Consider the following 19,459-nt stretch of genomic DNA (forward strand, 5'->3'; position numbering starts at 1 on the left):
GAGCCCGGCGCCACGCCCGGAAAATCCGGTGCCGGGGGTGATCCGGCGCCGGCCCGGTGATCGATAGAGGGGGTGTGAGACTGTTCCGCCCCATGGGGGGCCAGCGGGAGACGGACGACGGGAGCGGCGCGGACGCGGCCCTGTTGCGGGCCGTCGCGCAGGGGGACGCGGCGGCGATGACCGCGCTGTACGACCGGCACGCCGGGTGGCTGCACGCGCGGCTGACCCGGCGGTGTGCCGATGCGGAGCTGGTGCGGGAGGTGCTGCAGGACACGTTCGTCACGGTGTGGCGGTCGGCGGCCGGGCACCGCGGGCAGGAGGCCGGGGGCTGGCTGTGGACGATCGCGGCGCGCCGGCTGGTCGACGCGCGCCGGGCGCAGGAGCGGGTCGTCCGGGTCACGGGGCCGCTGCCGGAGCAGGAGAGCGCCGGACGGTACGAGCCCGTGGCCGCGCCGTCCGCCGAGGACCGGGTGCTGGCCGGGCTGGAGTACGGCGATGTCGGCACCGCGCTGGACCGGATCTCCCCCGAGCTGCGGGAGGTGCTGCGGGCGACGGTCGTCGACGGGCTGAGCACCCGGGAGGCGGCCCGGCTGCTCGGCATCCCGGAGGGCACGGTGAAGTCCCGGGCCCGCCGGGCCCGCGCCGAGCTGCGGGAGGCACTCGACCGGTTGAACCCGTCCCCGCTGGGAGGTACGGCATGACGCACCGCAACGCGCATCTGTGGCACGCCTCCGAGGACCTGGTCGCCCGCTATGCCGAGGGTGTCCTGCCGGAGCCGGACGCGTGGTCGCTGGAGAAGCATGTGGAGGGCTGCGCGGGCTGCGCGTCCCGGGTGTCGGCCGCGGTGCGCGGTACGGCGGCGGGCGCGGTGCTCGCGCAGGTGCGGGCGGCGGTGCTGGAGTCGGCACCGGCACCGGAGTCGGCTCCGGCGCTGGTGGCGGCGGGCGCGCCGGGGTCCGCCGGGGCGACCGGGGTGACCGGGTGGCGCGCGCCGTCCCGGATCGCCCGGCTGCTGTGGGCCGCGGGACCGGCGGTGCGCGGGGCGTGGCTGCCGGCCGTGCTGGGCGTGGCGGTGGCCGCGCTGGCCCTGTCGTACGGGGCCGGGTTCCCGGGCGCGCGTGCGCTGCTGCTGGCGGTCGCGCCGGTGGTGCCGGTCGCCGGGGTCGCCCTGTCCTACGGCCCGCACGCGGACCCGTTGCACGAGGTCACTGCGGCCACGCCGGCCGGCGGGCTGCGGCTGGCGCTGACCCGTACGGTCGCCGTCCTCGTGGTGAGCCTGCCGCTGCTGACCCTCGCCGGGCTGCTGCTGCCGGCCTCGGGGGCGCCGGCCGCGGCGGCCTGGCTGCTGCCGGGGCTGGCCCTGGCGCTGGCCTCGCTGGCGCTGGCCTCCTTCGTGGGGTGCCGGGCCGCTGCCGGGGTGACGGGCGGCGGCTGGCTGTGCGCCGTGCTGCCGCCGGTGGCCGTGGCGCCGGGCGGGGCGGTGACCGCGCGGCTGGCGGAGCAGCTCTCCCGCTGCCTGGACGGGACCGCCGCGCAGAGCGGGTGGGCGGCGGCGGCCGTGCTGAGCGCGGCCCTGCTGACGGCCCGCCGCCCCGCGTACGACCGCCCGCTGCGTCCCTGAGCACGTCGTACGACCACCCGCCGCCTCCCCGAACACCTCGGACGACCACCCGCCGCCTCCCCGAACACCTCGGACGACCACCCGCCGCCTCCCCGAACACCTCGGACGACCACCCGCCGCACCCGCGGCGGCGCGCTTGCGCCTGTGACATTCCGTCCCGGGGCCACCGCTGCCGTGGTCCCGTTCCCTCTCCTGAGGAGACCGATGAGTTCCATACGTGTGACCGGCCTGCGGGTCCGGCACCGCAAGACCCTCGCCCTCGACTCGCTCGACCTGGCGCTCGGCACCGGGGTGCACGGGCTGCTCGGGCCGAACGGGGCCGGGAAGACCTCGCTGATCCGGGTGCTGGCCACGGTGGCGCGGCCGGACGCCGGCCGGGTGGAGCTGCTCGGCGAGGACACCGCCGGCCACCGCGGGCTGGCCGGGGTGCGGCGCCGGCTGGGCTACCTGCCGCAGGACTTCGGCTACTACCCGGGGTTCACCGTGCGGGAGTTCGTGGCGTACGTGGCCTGGCTGAAGGAGGTACCGGCCGCGCGGGTGCCGGCGGCCGTGGAGCGGGCGGTGGCCCGGGTCGGCCTGACGGACCGGATCGACGCCAAGGTGCGGACGCTGTCCGGTGGCATGGTCCGCCGGGTCGGCATCGCGCAGGCCGTCGTCAACGACCCCGCCGTGCTGCTGCTCGACGAGCCGACGGCCGGCCTGGACCCCGAGCAGCGGGTCGAGTTCCGCGAGCTGCTGCGCGAGCTGGGCACCTCGGCGACCGTGGTGGTCTCCACCCACCTGGTGGAGGACGTGGCCGCCGCCTGCACGGAGGTCACGCTGCTGGACGCGGGCCGGATCGCGTACCGGGGCACGCCCGGGGCGCTCACCCGGCTCGGCGAGGCGTCCGGCGGGCCGGGCGACCATCCGATCGAGCGCGGGTACACGGCGGCGCTGCGCGCGCACCGCGCGCCGGGTGCGCGGGAGGCGGTGTGCTGACGCTGCTCACCGGGCGGGCTGCGCCCGTGCGCGCACCGCACCCGCTGCGCGCCGAGGCGGTGCGGGGCTTCACCCCCTGGGCCGGGGCCGCGGTGCTGCTGACGGCCGGCGCGATGCTGGGCGGCACGGCGGACCGCTGGCAGGGCGACTGGGCGGCGACCGCCACCGAGGTGCACACCGCCCTGCTGATCACCCTTCCGCTGGCCGGGGCGGCGGGCTGCTGGCAGGGCGGCCGGGAACGGCGGCGCGGCACCGAGGAGCTGTGGGGGACGACCGTACGGCCGCCGCTGACCCGGCTGCTGACGGCCGCGCTGCCGGTCGCGCTGTGGGTGGCCGCCGGCTACTTCGCCGTGGCGCTCCTGGCCCTGCTCGCGACCTGGCCGTACGCCCAGGGCGACCGGCCCCACCCGTCCCTGCTGCCGGGGGACACGGTCGCCATGGCGGCGGCCGCGCTGACCGGACACGTCCTGGGCCGGGCCGTGCCCACCCGGCTCGCCGCGCCGCTGCTGGGGGTGGGCGGCTTCCTGGGCCTCGGCACCACGCTGGGCGACCCTTCGGCCGCCGTGCGCGCGCTCAGCCCCGTGACCAGTTCCCTGGACGAACTGCCGGTGTGGTGGCAGTCGTGCGCCATGGCGGTGTGGACGGGCGGGCTGGCCCTCGCGGCGGTGCTGGCCCACGCGGCCCGGCGGCGGGTGACGGTCCTGCTGCCGCTGGCCGCCGCGCTGGCCGCGGGCACGCTGCTGGCGCAGACCGGGGACGGTCTGTGGCGCCCCGACCCGCTCGCCCGCCGCCAGGTGTGCGACACGTCCGTGGCTCCGGCGATCTGCGTCAACGCCCGGTACGCCGGGATGCTCCCGCAGGTCAGGGAGGCCCTGTCGGGGATCACGGGAAAGCTGGAGGGGGTGCGGAACCTGCCGGCGCGCTGGGCGGACCACGCCGGCGCCCCGCACGCCGGCGAGGCCCGGCTGCCGGGCATCACACCGCTGGGCTGGTCGACGGTACGGGGGCGGCTGACCGATCCGCGGCAGTTCGCCTGGGAGGCCGTCACCGCGCTGGAGAACAGCGACTGCCCGGAATCCGCGATGACCACCCGCGTCCTGCGGGCGGACGACGCGGTCGAGTCCTACCTCGCGCCGAACGCCCTGCAGAGGAAGGGCCTGGTGCCCGGTGCCGGCCCCGCCGAGGAGCGCAGGCTCCTCGCCGCCCGCACCCGGCTGGCCGGAATGGCGGAGCAGCGGCGCCGCGACTGGCTGTCGGCGTACTTCGCGGCCCGCGCGGGCTGCCGCCCGAAGGAGATCCCCGCACTGTGACGACGACCCACGGCCCCCTGCTGTACGCCCGCTCCCGGGCGCTGCCGCTCACCCTGGCCGCGCTCGCCGGCACGGCCGCGTTCGCGGTGTGGGCGGCCGGACGGCTGGACGCCTACCTCGACCCGGACCGCCGGGTGCCGATCGTCGCGCTGGCACCGCTGCTGGCGTCGGCGGTGATCGGGACCAGCCTGTACAGCGCCTCGGACGAGCTGGACGCGACGGCCGTACGCCCCTGGTGGCCGCGCCGCCTGGTGCAGCTGACGGCGCTGGCCGCGCTGGCCGCGCTGCTGGTGGCCCCGGCCGTCCTCGGACACGCCGAGACCTTCGGGGCGCCCGCGGTGGTCCGCAACACGCTGGGCTGCACCGGTGTCACCGCGGCGGCGGCCGTGTTCCTGGGCGCCCGCCTGAGCTGGCTCCCCGCGTTCGCCTACGTCACCGCCGTCTACCTGGGCTCCGCGATGGCGCACGGCCGCGCGGCCACGGTGTGGGCGTGGCCGATGCAGCCGGGCGCGCAGCGGGGTGCCTGGGCGGTGGCCCTGGCCGCGTTCGCCGCGGGCGCTGTGCTGTACGCGGCGCGCGGCGCCCGCCCGGAGGGGCCGCGGGCCTGAACCCCGGGCGGCACGGCCGGTCCCGCCGGCGCACCGGCGGACACACGTCGGCCCGGACCTAGGCGGAGATGCCGTCGATCCGGGCCAGGGCGTCGTCCGCGCCGAAGGGTTGCAAGTACGGCAGCCAGCGCGGGTCGCGATGCCCCGTGCCGATGATCCGCCAGGCCAGCCCCGTCGGCGGGGCCGGTTTGTGCCGCAGCCGCCAGCCCAGCTCCACCAGGTGGCGGTCGGCCTTGACGTGGTTGCAGCGGCGGCAGGACGCCACCACGTTGTCCCAGACGTGCTTGCCCCCGCGGCTGCGCGGGATGACGTGGTCGACGCTGGTTGCGATGCCACCGCAGTACATGCACCGGCCCCCGTCGCGCGCGAACAGCGCACGGCGGGTCAGAGGAACAGGCCCCCGGTAGGGGACCCGGACGAATCGCTTGAGCCGGACCACGCTGGGTGCGGGGAGGGTGACGGTTGCGCTGTGCATATAGGCGCCGGACTCCTCAAGGGAGACGGCCTTGTTCTCCAGGACGAGGATGAGCGCGCGGCGTAGCGGTACGACGCCGAGCGGCTCGTACGACGCGTTGAGGACCAGGACATGCGGCACGGGTGCCTCCTTGGGCGTCGGCGGCGCGTGGCTCGCGCCGGGACGATCTGCAGTCAGTCTCCCCTCATGCCTGGTGGAAGCGCCACCATGTCCCGGTAACGGGCTGGGGGTGTTTTCGACCACACGTGATTCATCCCCCGGATCGTGGCCGGTTCAAGCCCGCGTGAGCCGTGTCTCTCCTGCGGCGCTCATGTGCGGAACGGCATGAGGCACCCACAGTGCCCCGTTAGTGTGGTGGTCCTGTCCGTCCGGTGACCTTTTCGTGACCTTGACCGCCCCGCCGGTACGGACCGCGCAGCACCTGGGAGGTACCTGCCGTGTCGTCCCTGCCCGCCGCCCTCTTGGCCGCCGGGGCATCGCCGTCCCCGTCCCCGTCGCCCTCGGGCTCCACGGCCCCGGCCGTGCCGACGCTCCAGGACGCCCAGGAGAGCGCGACGAACGCGGCGAGCTGGGTCGAGCAGAACTGGTCGACGTGGCTCGCGATGGGCCTGCAGATCCTGCTGGTCGTGGTCGTGGCGGTCGCGCTGCGCGCGGTGGTGCGGCGGGCGATCACCCAGCTGATCGACCGGATGAACCGCAGCGGGCCGTCCGGGGAGGCCGGTGCGCTGGGCGGGCTGCTGGTCAACGCCGAGCGGCGGCGGCAGCGGGCGGCGGCGATCGGCTCGGTGCTGCGGTCGGTGGCGAGTTTCCTGATCCTCGGCACGGCCGCGCTGATGGTGCTGGGCACCTTCAAGATCAACCTGGCGCCGCTGCTGGCGTCGGCCGGTGTCGCGGGTGTCGCCATCGGTTTCGGTGCGCGCAACCTGGTCACGGACTTCCTGTCCGGCGTCTTCATGATCCTGGAGGACCAGTACGGCGTCGGGGACGTCATCGACGCCGGTGTGGCCACCGGCGAGGTGATCGAGGTCGGGCTGCGCGTGACCAAGCTGCGGGGCGACAGCGGGGAGATCTGGTACGTCCGCAACGGCGAGGTCAAGCGGATCGGCAACCTCTCGCAGGGCTGGGCGACGGCCGGGGTCGACGTGACCGTGAAGGCGAGCGAGGACCTGGACCGGGTCAAGGCCACGCTGGACGAGGTCGCCGAGAAGATGAGCAAGGAAGAGCCCTGGAACGAGCTGCTGTGGGGCCAGGTCGAGGTGCTCGGCCTGGACTCGGTACTGATCGACTCCATGGTGGTCCGGCTCTCGGCCAGGACCATGCCCGGCAAGTCGGTCACCGTCGAGCGGGAACTGCGCTGGCGGATCAAGCGGGCGTTCGACGCGGCGAGCATCCGCATCGTGGGCGGGGCGACGGCGGTGGAGGACCAGCAGGAGACCCCGGACCCGACCGTCGCGGTCGCGGCCCCCTCGGCGTACTCCAACGCGGATTCCCCGCAGACGGCGGCGGCCTCACCGATAGCCCCGCAGCGCACGGCTCCGCCGGGGAAGTAGCGGCAGCGGAACGGTTCGGCACACACGTTCGAGTGAACGGACGGGGCATTCCGGCGCGCGGCGCGCACGGGGTGCCCCATCGTTCTGCCGGGGCGCCCGGGGCGGGCTTAGCCTGGCATCAGCGTGACGAGGAGAAGCGAGGAGCGCCGAACCGATCATGGAGCCGGTGATGACGCAGGTGGACCCCATCGACCTGTTGAGTGCGATCGAAGAGGCAGCACCGATGCCCATTCGACCCGAGTACGTCGAGGGGACCGCCTTCGTGCCGCCGCAACCGAACGACAACCACAACGATGGCGCATTCGAGCTGAGCTTCCAGTTCCGAGCCGCCGGACACCGCCTCGTGGGCATGGGCAACGGCTACCGCGCCGCCCACCAGGACGGCAGGACCATGGCCCTGATCATTCCGGACCTCTACGTCCGCCGTCGCAGGCCGACGGAACTCGACGAGTCGTACCGCAAGGCCAACAAGGGCTGGTACCCCATCGACATGCTCGCCCTCGTCGGCGAGGTCACCTCGACCAACCACGAGACCGACACCGGCCCCAAGTTCCGCACCTACGCCGCCGCCGGCATCCCCGTCTACGTCCTCATCGACCGCCACTCCCAGACGGCCCACTGCTACACGGACCCCGTCCTGCCCGACGACGACCCCACCGAGGCTTACTACAAGACCGACACCAAGGTCACCCTCGGCGACCCCCTCCCCCTCCCGGCGCCCTACCCCACCCTCGACACGACCCCGTTCGTCACCGACTGACCGGCCCGCAGGCCGGCCGTACGCCTCGCGGACCCATGCCTCCCCGCCCGGGTCGGTGCCGCAGGCCAGGGAGTCGCCCCGGGTGCCGGTGAGCCAGGTCGCCGCCGTCTTCGACGGCTCGGGCCGCTTCGTCACCGCGGAGGCCGTACAGGCGGTGGACGCGAGCTTCGCCGTGACCTGCCCGGACGGCACGCACCGCCACGTTCCGGAAGGTGGCCCACCCGTCGTCCTCGCCGACCGTCACCACCGGCGAGACACCGGTCAGCCGGGTTCCCTGTTCCCTGCCGTACCCCGCCCCAGCGGAACGTGCCGGTGACGCAGGGCGGCGACGCCCAGGGCCGCACCGACGCCGCCGCCCGCGGCACACCCGTCCGCTGCCCCGTGCACGCCACCACGCCCATCAGCAGCACCGCCGGCGCCACCGTCGTCCGGCCCCCTCACCCGGTCCTCCTCAGTCTCGTCACCTGGCACAGCGCCACGAACGCGCCCGCCCCGCGCAGTCCCGGCAGGCCCCTCGGCCGCTCGTCCGCGCGCAGGAGGACCCGGGCCTCGCCGGAGGTCCGGTCCACCGTCAGGGACCCGGCGACGGTGCGCCGACCGCGGAACGGACGCCAGCGGAAGTCCCACGACTCCCCCGCGCCCGTCACGTCGTACGCCCGCCCGGACCCGGCGAGCGCCGCCCGCAACCGCTCCGCCTCCGCCGCCGGGAACGCCCGCTCCTGCGTCGCCGCGAGGGCGTCCACGGTGACCGGCAGGCCGGTGCCGCGCGCCCGGAGGGCCAGGGTGGCGTAGACGCAGAGCGCGTAGAGCAGGGCGAGCGAGGACCAGCCGAGCGAGGTGAAGAGGACGTCCTCGGCGAGCGACCAGGACGGTCCCCCGTCCAGGAGACCGCTCAGGCCCACCACCACCAGCACGGGCAGGAGCCCGGGCATCGTGGCCGGCCACAGCCTCCACAGCAGCCCAAGACCGGCCATCCCCGCCCTCCCCGTACCGCGTGAGCCGTTCATCGCCTGAATGTAGGCGCTCTGACCAGCGGAAACCACGGGCGTGACGCAGTCGTGATCGCGGTCGGCACGACCAAGGGGGCGTTGTCTATTGACGTCCACTTCGTCCTGGGCTTACGTTCCTCCCACCCCAATAGGAAAGTTTCCTAACAGTGATCTACGGCGTCCGGTGATCAAGACTGGACGTCCTCCCCGGGTCACTGAGAAGCTGGGCGGCTGGAAAGGCAGGTGTCGACCCCCATGGCAGGAACCGCCGGTACGCCGGGCACCCCGCGCGTCCTGCGCGCCATGAACGACCGCGCCGCCCTGGACCTGCTGCTGGAGCACGGGCCGCTGTCGCGCACCCGGATCGGCAAGCTCACCGGCCTGTCCAAGCCCACCGCCTCCCAGCTGCTGGCCCGCCTGGAGGCGGCCGGACTGGTCCGGCTCACCGGCACCAGCGAGGGCCGGCCGGGCCCCAACGCCCAGCTGTACGCGGTCGATCCGGCCGCCGCGTACGCCGCCGGGCTCGACGTCACCCCGCACCGCATCCGCGCCGCGGTCGCCGACATCACCGGCCGCACGGTCGGCGAGTACGAGCTGCCCACCCCCGGACGGCACCCGGCGCGGTCCGTGGTCCAGCAGGTCACCGAGGCCCTCGACGGCGCCGTCAAGGCCGCCGGGCTCGCCCGGTCCGAGGTGCACCGGCTGGTCATCGGCACCCCCGGCGCCTTCGACCCCAACACCGGGCGGCTGCGCTACGCCTCCCACCTGCCCGGCTGGCACTCCCCCGCACTGCTGGACGACCTCGCGGCGGCGCTGCCGATGCCGGTCGAGTACGAGAACGACGTCAACCTCGTCGCCATCGCCGAACAGCGGCTCGGCGCGGCCCGCGGCCACGCGGACTTCGTGCTGCTGTGGAACGAGGAGGGCCTGGGCGCCGCCCTGGTCCTCGGCGGCCGGCTGCACCGGGGCTGGACCGGCGGCGCCGGCGAGGTCGGCTTCCTGCCGGTGCCGGGCACCCCGCTGGTCCGGCAGGTCACCAAGGCCAACAGCGGCGGCTACCAGGAGCTGGCCGGCTCCCAGGCCGTACCGCGGCTGGCCCGGGAACTCGGCATCACCGACGTGCCGCCGGGGCCGCACGCCGAGGCCGCGACCGTACTCGTCGCCCGCGCCGCCGACCATGCGAGCGGCCCGCACCGGGAGCTGCTCCGGACCTACGCCACCCGGCTGGCCACCGGTCTGGCCTCGCTCGTCTCCGTGCTCGATCCCGAACTCGTCGTCCTGAGCGGCTCCGCCCTGACGGCCGGCGGCGAGGTGCTGCGCGGCCTCGTCCAGGCCGAACTGGAGGAGCTGGCCGCCGCCCGGCCCCGGCTGGTCGTCGGCGACGTCCGTGAACACCCCGTGCTGCGCGGCGCGCTGGAGTCCGCGCTCGCCGCCACCCGCGACGAGGTCTTCGACACCTCGCGCTGAGCGTCCCCTCTTTTCCCACACCCGTCCCTGGGAGACCTCGCCATGCCCACAGCCCTCCCCGAAGTCGCCCGAAAAGCGGCTTTTGCCGTGACTGTCTCCGCCGTGCTCCTCACCACCGCGTGTACCGGCCAGTCCGGCTCGGGCGCCACCGACGACCCGTCGAAGGACACGACGATCAACTTCTGGCACGCCTGGAGCGCGCCGAACGAGGTGACGGCCGTCAAGTCGCTGGTCGCCGGCTTCGAGCACGCCCACCCCAACATCCACGTGAACATCGTCGGCAACATGACCGACGACAAGATCAACCAGGCGCTGCGCGCCGGCGGCGCGAAGGCCCCGGACGTGATCTCGTCGTTCACCACCAACAACGTGGGCAAGTTCTGCTCCTCGGGCGCGCTGGTAGATCTGAACCCGTTCTTCGAGAAGTCCGGGATCGACCCGGAGAAGACGTTCCCGAAGCCGATGAACGAGTACACCCGGTTCGACGGCAACCGGTGCACGGTGCCGCTGCTCGGGGACGCGTACGGGCTCTACTACAACAAGACGGCGTTCGGGAAGGCGGGCATCGCCCGTCCGCCGAGGACCTGGTCCGAATTCGAGGCCGACGCGAAGAAGCTGACCGTCCGCCAGGGCGAGGGGTACCGGCAGCTCGGCTTCATGCCGGACTACCACGGCTGGGAATCCACCACCGAGCACTACCTCGGCCAGTTCTCGCCGACGTACTTCGACAAGGACGGCAAGTCGAACCTCGCGAAGGATCCCGCGTTCCGGAAGGGCTTCACGCTCCAGAAGAAGCTCGTGGACGAACTCGGCGGGTTCCGGCGGCTGGAGAGGTTCCGCGCCACGCTGGGCGACGAGTGGGGCCCCAAGCACCCCTTCCACACCGGCCAGGTCGCCATGCAGCTCGACGGCGAGTGGCGGCTCGGGATGGCCGAGGAGGCCAAGCCGGACTTCGAGATCGGGGTGGCGCCGCTGCCCGTCCCGGACGACCGGGCCGGCCAGTACGGCAAGGGCTACATCACCGGCACCATCGCGGGCATCGCCGCCACCAGCCGCCACCAGAACGCGGCCTGGGAACTGGTGAAGTACATGACCACGGACACGGACGCGGTGGTCGGCTTCGCCAACGCCATCCACAACGTGCCCTCCACACTGGCCGCGCTGAAGTCGCCGAAACTGAAGTACGACCCGCGGTTCAAGACCTTCCTGGACATCGCCGGCAACCCGCACTCCACCACGACTCCCGCCTCCGTCAACGGCGGTGTGTACCTGGTGACGATCCAGCAGTTCGGCTACGACTACGAGAGCGGCAAGGAGACCGATCTGGAGGCCGGGCTGAGGAAGACGGCCGCGCAGATCGACACGGACATCGCGCAGGCCCGGTGATGAGCGCCGTCACCCTCGCGTCGAAACGCCGGCGCTCGGCCCTGCGCACGCTCGCCTTCATGTCGCCGTGGCTCATCGGCTTCGCGGTCTTCTTCGCCTACCCGCTGATCTCCACGGTCTACTTCTCCCTCATGCACTACGACGGCTTCCGGCCGCCGGCGTGGAGCGGCGGGAAGAACTGGACGTACGTCTTCGAGCACTACCCGCTGTTCTGGCCCGCCCTGCGCAACACGCTCTGGCTGGTCGTGATCATGGTGAGCCTGCGGGTGGTCTTCGGGCTGGGCGTCGGTCTGCTCATCACCAGGATCAAGACCGGGACGGGTGTCTTCCGCACCCTGTTCTACCTGCCGTACCTGGCCCCTCCGGTCGCGGCGACCATGGCCTTCGCCTTCCTGCTCAACCCCGGCACCGGCCCGGTGAACTCGCTCCTGGAACACGCCGGGCTGCCGGCGCCGGGCTGGTTCAACGACCCCGCCTGGTCCAAGCCGGCACTGACCCTGCTGGCCCTGTGGGGCGTCGGCGACCTGATGGTCGTCTTCATGGCCGCGCTGCTCGACGTACCGGCGGAGCAGTACGAGGCGGCGGAGCTGGACGGCGCCACGGCGTGGCAGCGGTTCCGGTACGTGACCCTGCCGAACATCTCCCCGATCGTGATGTTCGCCGTCGTCACCGGCGTGATCCAGACCATGCAGTACTACACCCAGCCGCTGATCGCCGGGAAGGTCGCCTCCGGCGTGATCCAGGGCGCCGGCACCCAGTTCGAGCCCGGCTACCCCGACAAGTCCACGCTCACCCTCCCCCAGCTCGTCTACAACCTCGGCTTCCAGCGCTTCGACTACGGCTCGGCGTGCGTGGTCGCGCTGGTGCTGTTCGCCCTGTCGATGGCGTTCACCGCGCTGCTGATGCGGCGCCGGGGCGGCCTGATCCAGGCAGGTGACTGACCATGACGCAAGTACTGGAGCAGCCGGTGAAGCCGGCGCCGCTCGTCACCGGCGCCGAGCGCACCGCCCGGCGCCGTGCGCTGCTGGAGTGGGTCGCCGTCCACGCGCTCGGCGTCGCCGCCGCGCTGTTCTTCACGCTGCCGTTCGTGTTCGTGTTCCTGACCTCGCTGATGAGCGACAGCCAGGCCCTCGGCCGGGACCTGATCCCGCACACCTGGGAGTGGGGCAACTACCGGAAGGTGTTCGACACGCCCGGCTTCCTCACCTGGTGGCGGAACACGCTGGTCTACGCCGGACTCGGCACCCTGCTGACTGTGGTGTCCTCCATCCCCGTGGCGTACGCGCTCGCCAAGTTCCGCTTCCGGGGGCGCAACCTGTCGCTCATGCTGGTGATCTCGATGATGATGCTGCCCCCGCAGGTGGTCGTCATCCCGATGTACCTCTTCTGGGCGAAACAGCTGGACCTGTCCGGCACGCTGTGGCCGCTGATCGTGCCGATGGCGTTCGGGGACGCGTTCTCCATCTTCCTGCTGCGCCAGTTCCTGATGACGATCCCGAACGAGTACCTGGACGCGGCGAAGGTCGACGGCTGCGGTGACCTGCGGACCCTGCTGCGGGTCGTGCTGCCGATGGCCAGGCCGGGCATCGCCGCCGTGGCCCTCTTCCAGTTCTTCTACGCCTGGAACGACTACTTCGGCCCGCAGATCTACGCGTCCGAGAACCCCGGCGCCTGGACCCTGTCCTACGGCCTGGAGTCCTTCAAGGGTGCCCACCACACCGACTGGAACCTCACCATGGCCGCGACCGTGCTGGTCATGGCCCCCGTGATCCTCGTGTTCTTCTTCGCCCAGAAGGCGTTCGTCGAGGGCGTCACCCTCACCGGAGTAAAGGGTTGATCTGACTGTGAAACTCACCGTGGTCGGCGGCGGCTCGACCTACACGCCCGAACTCGTCGACGGCTTCGCCCGCCTGCGCGACACCCTGCCCGTCGAGGAACTCGTCCTGGTCGACCCGGCCGCGGACCGCCTGGAGCCGGTCGGCGGCCTGGCCCGCCGGATCTTCGCCAGACAGGGCCACCCCGGCCGGATCGTCACCACCTCCGACCTGGACGCGGGGGTCGACGGCGCCGACGCGGTCCTGCTCCAGCTGCGCGTCGGCGGTCAGGCGGCCCGGGAACAGGACGAGACCTGGCCGCTGGAGTGCGGCTGCATCGGCCAGGAGACCACCGGCGCCGGCGGCCTGGCCAAGGCCCTGCGCACGGTCCCGGTGGTCCTGGACATCGCCGAGCGGGTCCGCCGCACCAACCCGCGCGCGTGGATCATCGACTTCACCAACCCGGTCGGCATCGTCACCCGCGCGCTGCTCCAGGCCGGGCACCGGGCGGTCGGCCTGTGCAACGTGGCGATCGGCTTCCAGCGGAAGTTCGCCGCCCTGCTGGGCACGGCCCCGGCGGATGTGCACCTGGGCCATGTGGGCCTGAACCACCTCACCTGGGAGACAGGTGTGCGCCTGGGCGGTCCGGAGGGCGAGGACGTCCTGCCGAAGCTCCTGACGGAACACGGCGAGGCGATCGCCGACGACGTCCGCCTCCCGCGCACGCTGCTGGACCGCCTCGGTGTGGTCCCGTCCTACTACCTGCGCTACTACTACGCGCACGACGAGGTCGTACGGGAGCTGCGCACCAAGCCCTCCCGCGCCTCCGAGGTGGCCGCCATGGAGCGGGAACTGCTCGCGATGTACGGCGACCCGGCCCTGGACGAGAAGCCGGCCCTGCTCGCCCGGCGCGGCGGCGCCTACTACTCGGAGGCGGCCGTGGACCTGGCGGCGGCCCTGCTGGGCGGGGGCGGCAGCCCCTACCAGGTGGTGAACACGCTCAACCGGGGCACGCTGCCGTTCCTGCCCGACGACGCGGTGGTCGAGGTGCAGGCGGCGGTCGGCCCGGCCGGCCCGGTCCCGCTGCCGGTCCCGGCCCTGGACCCGCTGTTCACGGGCCTGGTCGCGCACGTGACGGGGTACGAGGAGCTGGCCCTGGAGGCGGCCCTGCGCGGCGGCCGGGACCGCGTCTTCCGCGCCCTGCTCGCCCACCCGCTGATCGGCCAGTACGCGTACGCCGACGCGCTCACCGACCAGCTGATCGCACACAACCGGGAGCACCTCGCGTGGGCCTGACCGCACCCGGCCCGCCGACGGTCCTCGCCGTCGACGCGGGCAACAGCAAGACCGACGTGGCCGTGGTCACCGCCGCCGGCGAGGTGCTGGCCACGGCCCGCGGCGGCGGCTTCCGGCCGCCCGCGGTGGGCGTCGCGGCGGCGCTGGACGCCCTGGCGGAGCCGGTGGCCCGGGCGTTCGCGGACGCCGGGGTCACCGGGGTCACCCATGTCTCGGCCTGCCTGGCCAACGCCGATCTCCCGGTGGAGGAAGAGCAGTTGGCGGCCGCGCTGCACGCGCGCGCGTGGGGCGCGTCGGTGGAGGTGCGCAACGACACCTTCGCGATCCTGCGCGCGGGCGTCACCGAGCCGCGCGGGGTGGCGGTGGTGTGCGGCGCGGGCATCAACTGCGTCGGCATGCGGCCCGACGGCCGCACCGCCCGCTTCCCCGCCATCGGCCGGATCTCCGGGGACTGGGGCGGCGGCTGGGGCCTGGCGGAGGAGGCCCTGTGGCACGCGGCCCGCGCGGAGGACGGCCGCGGCCGGCCGACCCTGCTGGCCCGCACCCTCCCCGCGCACTTCGGGCTGCCGAGCATGTACGCCCTCATCGAGGCCCTGCACCTGGAGCGCGTCGACCAGCACCGCCGGCACGAGCTGACCCCGGTGCTGTTCGCCACGGCGGCGGACGGCGACCCGGTGGCCCGCGCGATCGTCACCCGGCTCGCGGAGGAGGTCACGGTGCTGGCCACGGTCGCCCTGACCCGGCTGGACCTGCTGGACGAGCAGACCCCGGTGCTGCTCGGCGGCAGCGTCCTCACCGCCGGCCACCCCCAGCTGAACGACACCGTCCGCGAGCTGCTGTCCGCGCGCGCCCCGAAGGCCGGCGTCCGCGTGGTCACGGCGCCCCCGGTGCTGGGCGCGGCCCTGCTGGGCCTGGACCGGCTGGCGGCGGGTGAGGAGGCGCGGGAGCGGGTGCGGGGCCACTGGGAGGCGGGCTGATCCTTGAGTCGTCGCGCGGGTGGAGCGGGGCAACAATGTGACCAGAGGGGCGGGCCCGATCCCGGGAGGCGTCATGAGCACATCAGCCGAGCCAAGAGTGTCGGGGATCGAGGTCCGGTCCATCGACTACGTCCCGCTGGACGAGCGCCACGGCAAGCTCTGGCACCTGGGCCCGCTGTGGTTCATGTCCAACGCGCAGATCGCCACCCTGGCGGTCGGGCTGGTCAGCATCACCCAGGGCGGCAACCTCGTCTGGTCGCTGCTGGCCATCGTCTCCGGCACGGTGACCGGCACCTTCTTCATGGCCTTCCACTCCGCCCAGGGCCCCCAGCTCGGCCTGCCGCAGATGATCCAGTCCCGGCCCCAGTTCGGCTACGTCGGCGCGCTGCTGGTGTGGCTGTTCGCCTACGTGCAGTACGCCGGGTTCAACGTCTTCAACAGCATCCTCGCCGCCGACTCCCTGCACGCCACGCTGCACGGCGGCGTCAAGCTGTGGGTCGTCGTGGTGACCGCGGTCGCGCTCGTCATCGCGCTGGTGGGCTACGACATCATCCACAAGGCCGAGCGGATCCTGACGTACGCCTTCCTGGTGATCTTCGGGGTCTTCACCGTGGGCGTCCTGGTCACCCTGCACTACCCGGCGGGCTCCTTCGACCTCGGCGGCTTCCGGTGGACGCCGTTCCTCGCGCAGTTCGGCGTGGTCGCGGGCTACCAGATCAGCTGGGCCATCTACGTCTCCGACTACTCCCGCTACCTCCCTCCCGACGTGACCGTCCGCAAGACCTTCTACTGGACCTACTTCGGCTCCGCGCTGGGCGGCATCTGGCTGATGGTGCTCGGGGCGCTGCTCGCCGCCTGGGCGGGACCGAGGACCTTCGAGACGATCCCGGCGATCAACTCCGCGGGCGACAAGGTGTTCACCGGGTTCGGCGCCGTCGTACTGCTCTTCTCGGCCCTCGGCCTGGTCTCGGTGACCGCGCTGAACATGTACGGCGGGTCCCTCACGCTCATCAGCGCCATCGACTCGTTCCGGCGGGTCCGGCCGACGCTCGCCGTACGGCTGCTCACCCTCGGCCTCACCGCCGCGCTCTCCCTCGTCGGCGCGCTGGCCGCGACGTCGAACTTCCTGGCGAACTTCGAGAACTTCCTGCTGCTGGTGCTCTACCTGTTCATCCCGTGGACCGCGGTCAACCTCATGGACTACTACGTGGTGCGCCGCGGCCACTACGCCATCGCCGAGATCTTCAACCCGCACGGCATCTACGGCCGCTGGGGCTGGCACGGCATCATCGCCTACCTCGTCGGATTCGCCGCCATGGTCCCGTTCTTCTCCGTCGGCACCCTGTGGGCCGGCCCCGCCGCGAAGGCGCTGGGCGGCGCGGACATCTCCCTCTTCGTCGGCCTGCCGGTCTCCGCCCTCCTGTACTGGTGGCTGAGCCGCTCGATCGACGTCGAGGCGGAGACCCGGCTGGCGGCCGCGGAGGCGGCGGCCCTGGAACGGGCGGCCCACGAGCACCGCGAGCCGTGAGACCCGCCGTTCGGGGAACCGATCCGCCGCCACCAGCGTGTTCTTGAACAGGGGGTGGTGCGTCCGCAGGCGCGCGCCCCCCGGCACACTGCGATCCGATCAAGACCGGGTGAAGGCCGGTGCGCGATGTCGGTACGGGCGGTGATACTGGGCGGCGAACGGATGACCATGGGGGAGGTCGAGTGACACACCCGCCGAAGAGCAGCGCGGCACCACCGCCGGCCGCGTCCGCCGCCGTGGCCGGCGTCCCCGGCATCCCCGCCCAGCCCGGGCCGCCCGGGCTCCCCGCCGTCACCGGTCCGGGCGTGCCGCCCGCGCGCCGGACCGCCTTCGCCGAGGGGGCCGAGCGGCTGCGGACCGCCGCGACGACCGAGCCGGGACGGCTGCGGATCATCGGTGCCGTCCTGGCGGTGCTGGTCGTCGCGTTCGGCGCGGTCACCGCCTGGCAGACCAGCGAGCGCTCCGCCGCCGCCGACGACGTGCTGCACCGCAGCCAGCCGCTCAGTTCCGGCGCGGCCGGCATCTACCGGTCCCTGGCCGACGCCAACACCGCCGCCTCCAGCGGGTTCCTGGCGGGCGGCCAGGAGAACCCCGCGTCCAGGCAGCGGTACGAGAAGGACATCCGCACCGCCGCCGGCGGCCTCGTCACCGCCGCCGCCAACGCCGAGCCCGGCTCGGCCTCCGAGGCGACCATAGCCGGGCTGAACCGGCTGCTGCCCGAGTACAAGGGCCTGATCGAGCGGGCCCGGACGTACAACCGGCAGGGCTATCCGGTCGGCGGCGCCTACCTGCGGTACGCCAACGAGAAGATGCAGAAGGAGATGCTCCCGGCGGCGGAGGACCTCTACACCACGGAGAACCGGCGGCTGGACGCCGACTACGCGGACGCGACGCCCTACCCCTGGGCGGCGATCGCGCTCGGGCTGCTCGCCCTGGCCGCGCTCGGCTGGGCCCAGCACCGCACGTACCGGCGCACCAACCGGGTCCTCAACCACGGTCTGGCCGCCGCCACCGCCGCGACCACCGTCGCCCTGCTGTGGCTGGTCGTGGGCCACGCCGTCGCCCGGTCGGGCCTGGACGGCTCGTACGAGCACGGGATCCGCTCGCTGAACGTGCTGCACGACGCCCGGATCGCCTCCCTGAAGGCGCGCGGGAACGAGAACCTGAGCCTGGTGGCGCGCGGCGCCGAGACCGTCACGGTCGACGGCAGACCGTACGACGCCTACTACTACGACTTCGACAAGGACATCGCCGTGCTCGGCAAGGGCCTGTCCGAGGCGTCCCGGCTCGCCGACGACCAGGGGGGCACGGCACCGGTCGAGGCGGCCCGGGGCAACATGACGGTGTGGAAACAGCGGCACGCCGACGCCCGGGCCGAGGACGAGAACGGCAACTACCAGCAGGCGCTGGACAAGGTGATCGGCGCGAAGGGGGCGACGGCCGAGTGCTTCGACGGCGTCGACCGCAGTCTCGCCCGCGCCATCGACCACGAGCAGGCCGAGTTCCAGCAGGCCGCCGGTGACGGGCGGGACGCCATGACCGGGCTGCCGGTGGGCGCCGCCGTCCTCGCGGTGCTGGCCGCGGCCGGCGCCGTCGCCGGCATCGGCCGCAGACTTTCGGAGTACCGGTGACAAGGGGCAGGGCGATGTACGTGAGCCGTGCACGGGCCTCCCTGCGGGGCTGGGGCGGGGTCGCCGCCATGGCGGTGCTGTGCGCGCTGGCACTGGGCTTCGTCCTGCTGCTGCCGTGCACCCAGCGGGCGCCGGACGAGCCGGCCCGGGCCGGCCAGCGGTCCGCCACCGGCATCCAGGCCCGCGCCGACGGGTGCGTGGACGCCGAGGCACACCGGCAGACGCTCGCCCCGTCCGGCGCGGACGGCCCGACGATCGACGCCATCAAGGCCCGTACGGGCGCCAAGCGCAAGCTGATCGTCGGCGTCGACCAGAACAGCTACCGCTGGGGCTACCGCAACCCGAACACCGACGGCGCCCGGCTGGAGGGCTTCGACATCGACCTCGTCCACCGCATCGCCGCCGACATCCTCGGCGACCCCGACGCGGTGCAGTTCAAGGCCATACCGACCAGCCAGCGCATCCCGGCGATCGAGGACGGGCGGGTCGACATGGTCGTGCGCACCATGACGATCACCTGCGACCGGCTCCGCCAGGTCGCCTTCTCCGCGCCCTACTTCAAGACGGGCCAGCAGGTCCTCGCGCCCAAGTCGTCGCCGATCACCGGGTACGACGGCTCGCTGGCCCACAAGAAGGTGTGCACCGCGGCCGGTTCGACCGCGTACGCCAAGCTGGCCGCCGACCGGAAGGACGGCCGGCTGCCCGCCACCACCGACATCTCCGCCACCGTCCCGAACCAGCTGGACTGCCTGGTCCGGCTGCAACTCGGCGAGGTGGACGCGGTGGTGACCGACGGCGCGCTCGCCGCGAGCCAGGCCGCCCAGGATCCGACCGTCGAACTCAAGGGCAAGGCGTTCACGACCGAGTACTACGGAGTGGCGATGAAGAAGGACGCGGACGACCTGGTGCGCCGGGTCAACCGCGTCCTGGTGGACTACCGCGCCCAGGGCTGGCAGACGTCGTACGACGACTGGCTGTCGGCGACACTGGGCAAGGACGCGTCCGCGTCGAGGCCGCCCGCGCCGCAGTACCTGCGCGGCAGTTGAGCCGCACCCGACCGGAACACACA

General features: G+C 73.3%; 19 protein-coding genes. 17 read left to right on the plus strand and 2 right to left on the minus strand.

Going from position 1 to position 19,459, the window contains the following annotated elements; all coding sequences use genetic code 11:
* Positions 1-92: 92 nt before the first annotated feature.
* From IG05_RS0122335 to IG05_RS0122355, 5 genes are all read left to right on the plus strand, one after another.
* The gene (locus tag IG05_RS0122335) at positions 93-701 is read left to right on the plus strand and encodes an RNA polymerase sigma factor (protein ID WP_030345149.1); all 609 of its coding nucleotides are present in this window, start codon (positions 93-95) and stop codon (positions 699-701) included.
* Positions 698-1,621: a zf-HC2 domain-containing protein gene (locus IG05_RS0122340; RefSeq protein WP_030345150.1), complete on the plus strand. Its 924-nt coding sequence runs from the start codon at positions 698-700 to the stop codon at positions 1,619-1,621. Before IG05_RS0122335 ends, IG05_RS0122340 begins: the two co-directional genes overlap by 4 nt.
* 204 nt (positions 1,622-1,825) lie before the next feature.
* Positions 1,826-2,599: an ABC transporter ATP-binding protein gene (locus tag IG05_RS0122345; protein ID WP_030345152.1), complete on the plus strand. Its 774-nt coding sequence runs from the start codon at positions 1,826-1,828 to the stop codon at positions 2,597-2,599.
* Positions 2,593-3,909, plus strand: a complete 1,317-nt coding sequence (locus IG05_RS0122350; protein ID WP_107051396.1) for a hypothetical protein — start codon at positions 2,593-2,595, stop codon at positions 3,907-3,909. The genes IG05_RS0122345 and IG05_RS0122350 overlap by 7 nt, the downstream gene beginning before the upstream one ends.
* Positions 3,906-4,517: a hypothetical protein gene (locus IG05_RS0122355; protein WP_030345155.1), complete on the plus strand. Its 612-nt coding sequence runs from the start codon at positions 3,906-3,908 to the stop codon at positions 4,515-4,517. The genes IG05_RS0122350 and IG05_RS0122355 overlap by 4 nt, the downstream gene beginning before the upstream one ends.
* A 58-nt stretch (positions 4,518-4,575) precedes the next feature.
* Here the strand turns inward: IG05_RS0122355 and IG05_RS0122360 are convergent, their stop codons facing one another.
* A complete protein-coding gene (locus IG05_RS0122360; RefSeq protein WP_030345157.1) occupies positions 4,576-5,112 on the minus strand; it encodes an HNH endonuclease in 537 nt (178 codons plus the stop codon).
* Positions 5,113-5,429: 317 nt separating this feature from the next.
* On the opposite strand from IG05_RS0122360, the gene IG05_RS0122365 reads away from it, so the two are divergent.
* From IG05_RS0122365 to IG05_RS0122375, 3 genes are all read left to right on the plus strand, one after another.
* Positions 5,430-6,542, plus strand: a complete 1,113-nt coding sequence (locus IG05_RS0122365) for a mechanosensitive ion channel family protein (protein WP_030345159.1) — start codon at positions 5,430-5,432, stop codon at positions 6,540-6,542.
* A 169-nt stretch (positions 6,543-6,711) separates the two neighbouring features.
* Positions 6,712-7,302 carry a Uma2 family endonuclease gene (locus IG05_RS0122370; RefSeq protein ID WP_234335958.1) on the plus strand — a complete coding sequence of 197 codons (591 nt, stop codon included), beginning with the start codon at positions 6,712-6,714 and terminating at the stop codon, positions 7,300-7,302.
* A gap of 82 nt (positions 7,303-7,384) precedes the next feature.
* A complete protein-coding gene (locus tag IG05_RS0122375; protein ID WP_030345162.1) occupies positions 7,385-7,618 on the plus strand; it encodes a hypothetical protein in 234 nt (77 codons plus the stop codon).
* 121 nt (positions 7,619-7,739) lie between these two features.
* Here IG05_RS0122375 and IG05_RS0122380 read toward each other — a convergent pair whose 3' ends face one another.
* Positions 7,740-8,276, minus strand: coding sequence for a hypothetical protein (locus IG05_RS0122380; protein WP_030345164.1), 537 nt, complete (start codon positions 8,274-8,276; stop codon positions 7,740-7,742).
* A 270-nt stretch (positions 8,277-8,546) separates the two neighbouring features.
* Here IG05_RS0122380 and IG05_RS0122385 point away from each other — a divergent pair, with 270 nt between their 5' ends.
* The 9 genes from IG05_RS0122385 to IG05_RS0122425 all read left to right on the plus strand — a co-directional run bounded on the left by IG05_RS0122385 (position 8,547) and on the right by IG05_RS0122425 (position 19,436).
* A complete protein-coding gene (locus IG05_RS0122385; RefSeq protein WP_030345166.1) occupies positions 8,547-9,758 on the plus strand; it encodes an ROK family transcriptional regulator in 1,212 nt (403 codons plus the stop codon).
* Positions 9,759-9,800: 42 nt separating this feature from the next.
* Positions 9,801-11,144 (plus strand): ABC transporter substrate-binding protein, encoded by a 1,344-nt coding sequence (locus IG05_RS0122390; RefSeq protein WP_030345167.1) that lies wholly within the window; start codon positions 9,801-9,803, stop codon positions 11,142-11,144.
* Complete coding sequence (locus tag IG05_RS0122395; protein ID WP_030345169.1) at positions 11,144-12,085, plus strand: carbohydrate ABC transporter permease; 942 nt, start codon at positions 11,144-11,146, stop codon at positions 12,083-12,085. The genes IG05_RS0122390 and IG05_RS0122395 overlap by 1 nt, the downstream gene beginning before the upstream one ends.
* A gap of 2 nt (positions 12,086-12,087) precedes the next feature.
* Positions 12,088-12,981, plus strand: coding sequence for a carbohydrate ABC transporter permease (locus tag IG05_RS0122400; protein ID WP_030345171.1), 894 nt, complete (start codon positions 12,088-12,090; stop codon positions 12,979-12,981).
* Positions 12,982-12,988: 7 nt separating this feature from the next.
* On the plus strand, positions 12,989-14,254 hold the full coding sequence (locus tag IG05_RS0122405) for a 6-phospho-beta-glucosidase (RefSeq protein WP_030345173.1): 1,266 nt from the start codon (positions 12,989-12,991) through the stop codon (positions 14,252-14,254).
* Positions 14,245-15,231: an N-acetylglucosamine kinase gene (locus tag IG05_RS0122410; protein WP_030345175.1), complete on the plus strand. Its 987-nt coding sequence runs from the start codon at positions 14,245-14,247 to the stop codon at positions 15,229-15,231. Before IG05_RS0122405 ends, IG05_RS0122410 begins: the two co-directional genes overlap by 10 nt.
* 73 nt (positions 15,232-15,304) lie before the next feature.
* Positions 15,305-16,759 carry a purine-cytosine permease family protein gene (locus IG05_RS0122415; RefSeq protein WP_199808364.1) on the plus strand — a complete coding sequence of 485 codons (1,455 nt, stop codon included), beginning with the start codon at positions 15,305-15,307 and terminating at the stop codon, positions 16,757-16,759.
* Positions 16,760-16,941: 182 nt separating this feature from the next.
* The gene (locus IG05_RS0122420; RefSeq protein WP_030345179.1) at positions 16,942-18,390 is read left to right on the plus strand and encodes a hypothetical protein; all 1,449 of its coding nucleotides are present in this window, start codon (positions 16,942-16,944) and stop codon (positions 18,388-18,390) included.
* Positions 18,391-18,404: 14 nt separating this feature from the next.
* Positions 18,405-19,436: a glutamate ABC transporter substrate-binding protein gene (locus IG05_RS0122425; RefSeq protein ID WP_030345181.1), complete on the plus strand. Its 1,032-nt coding sequence runs from the start codon at positions 18,405-18,407 to the stop codon at positions 19,434-19,436.
* Positions 19,437-19,459 lie beyond the last annotated feature (23 nt).

The organism is Streptomyces sp. NRRL S-1022 (assembly GCF_000720135.1).
Taxonomy (GTDB): domain Bacteria; phylum Actinomycetota; class Actinomycetes; order Streptomycetales; family Streptomycetaceae; genus Streptomyces.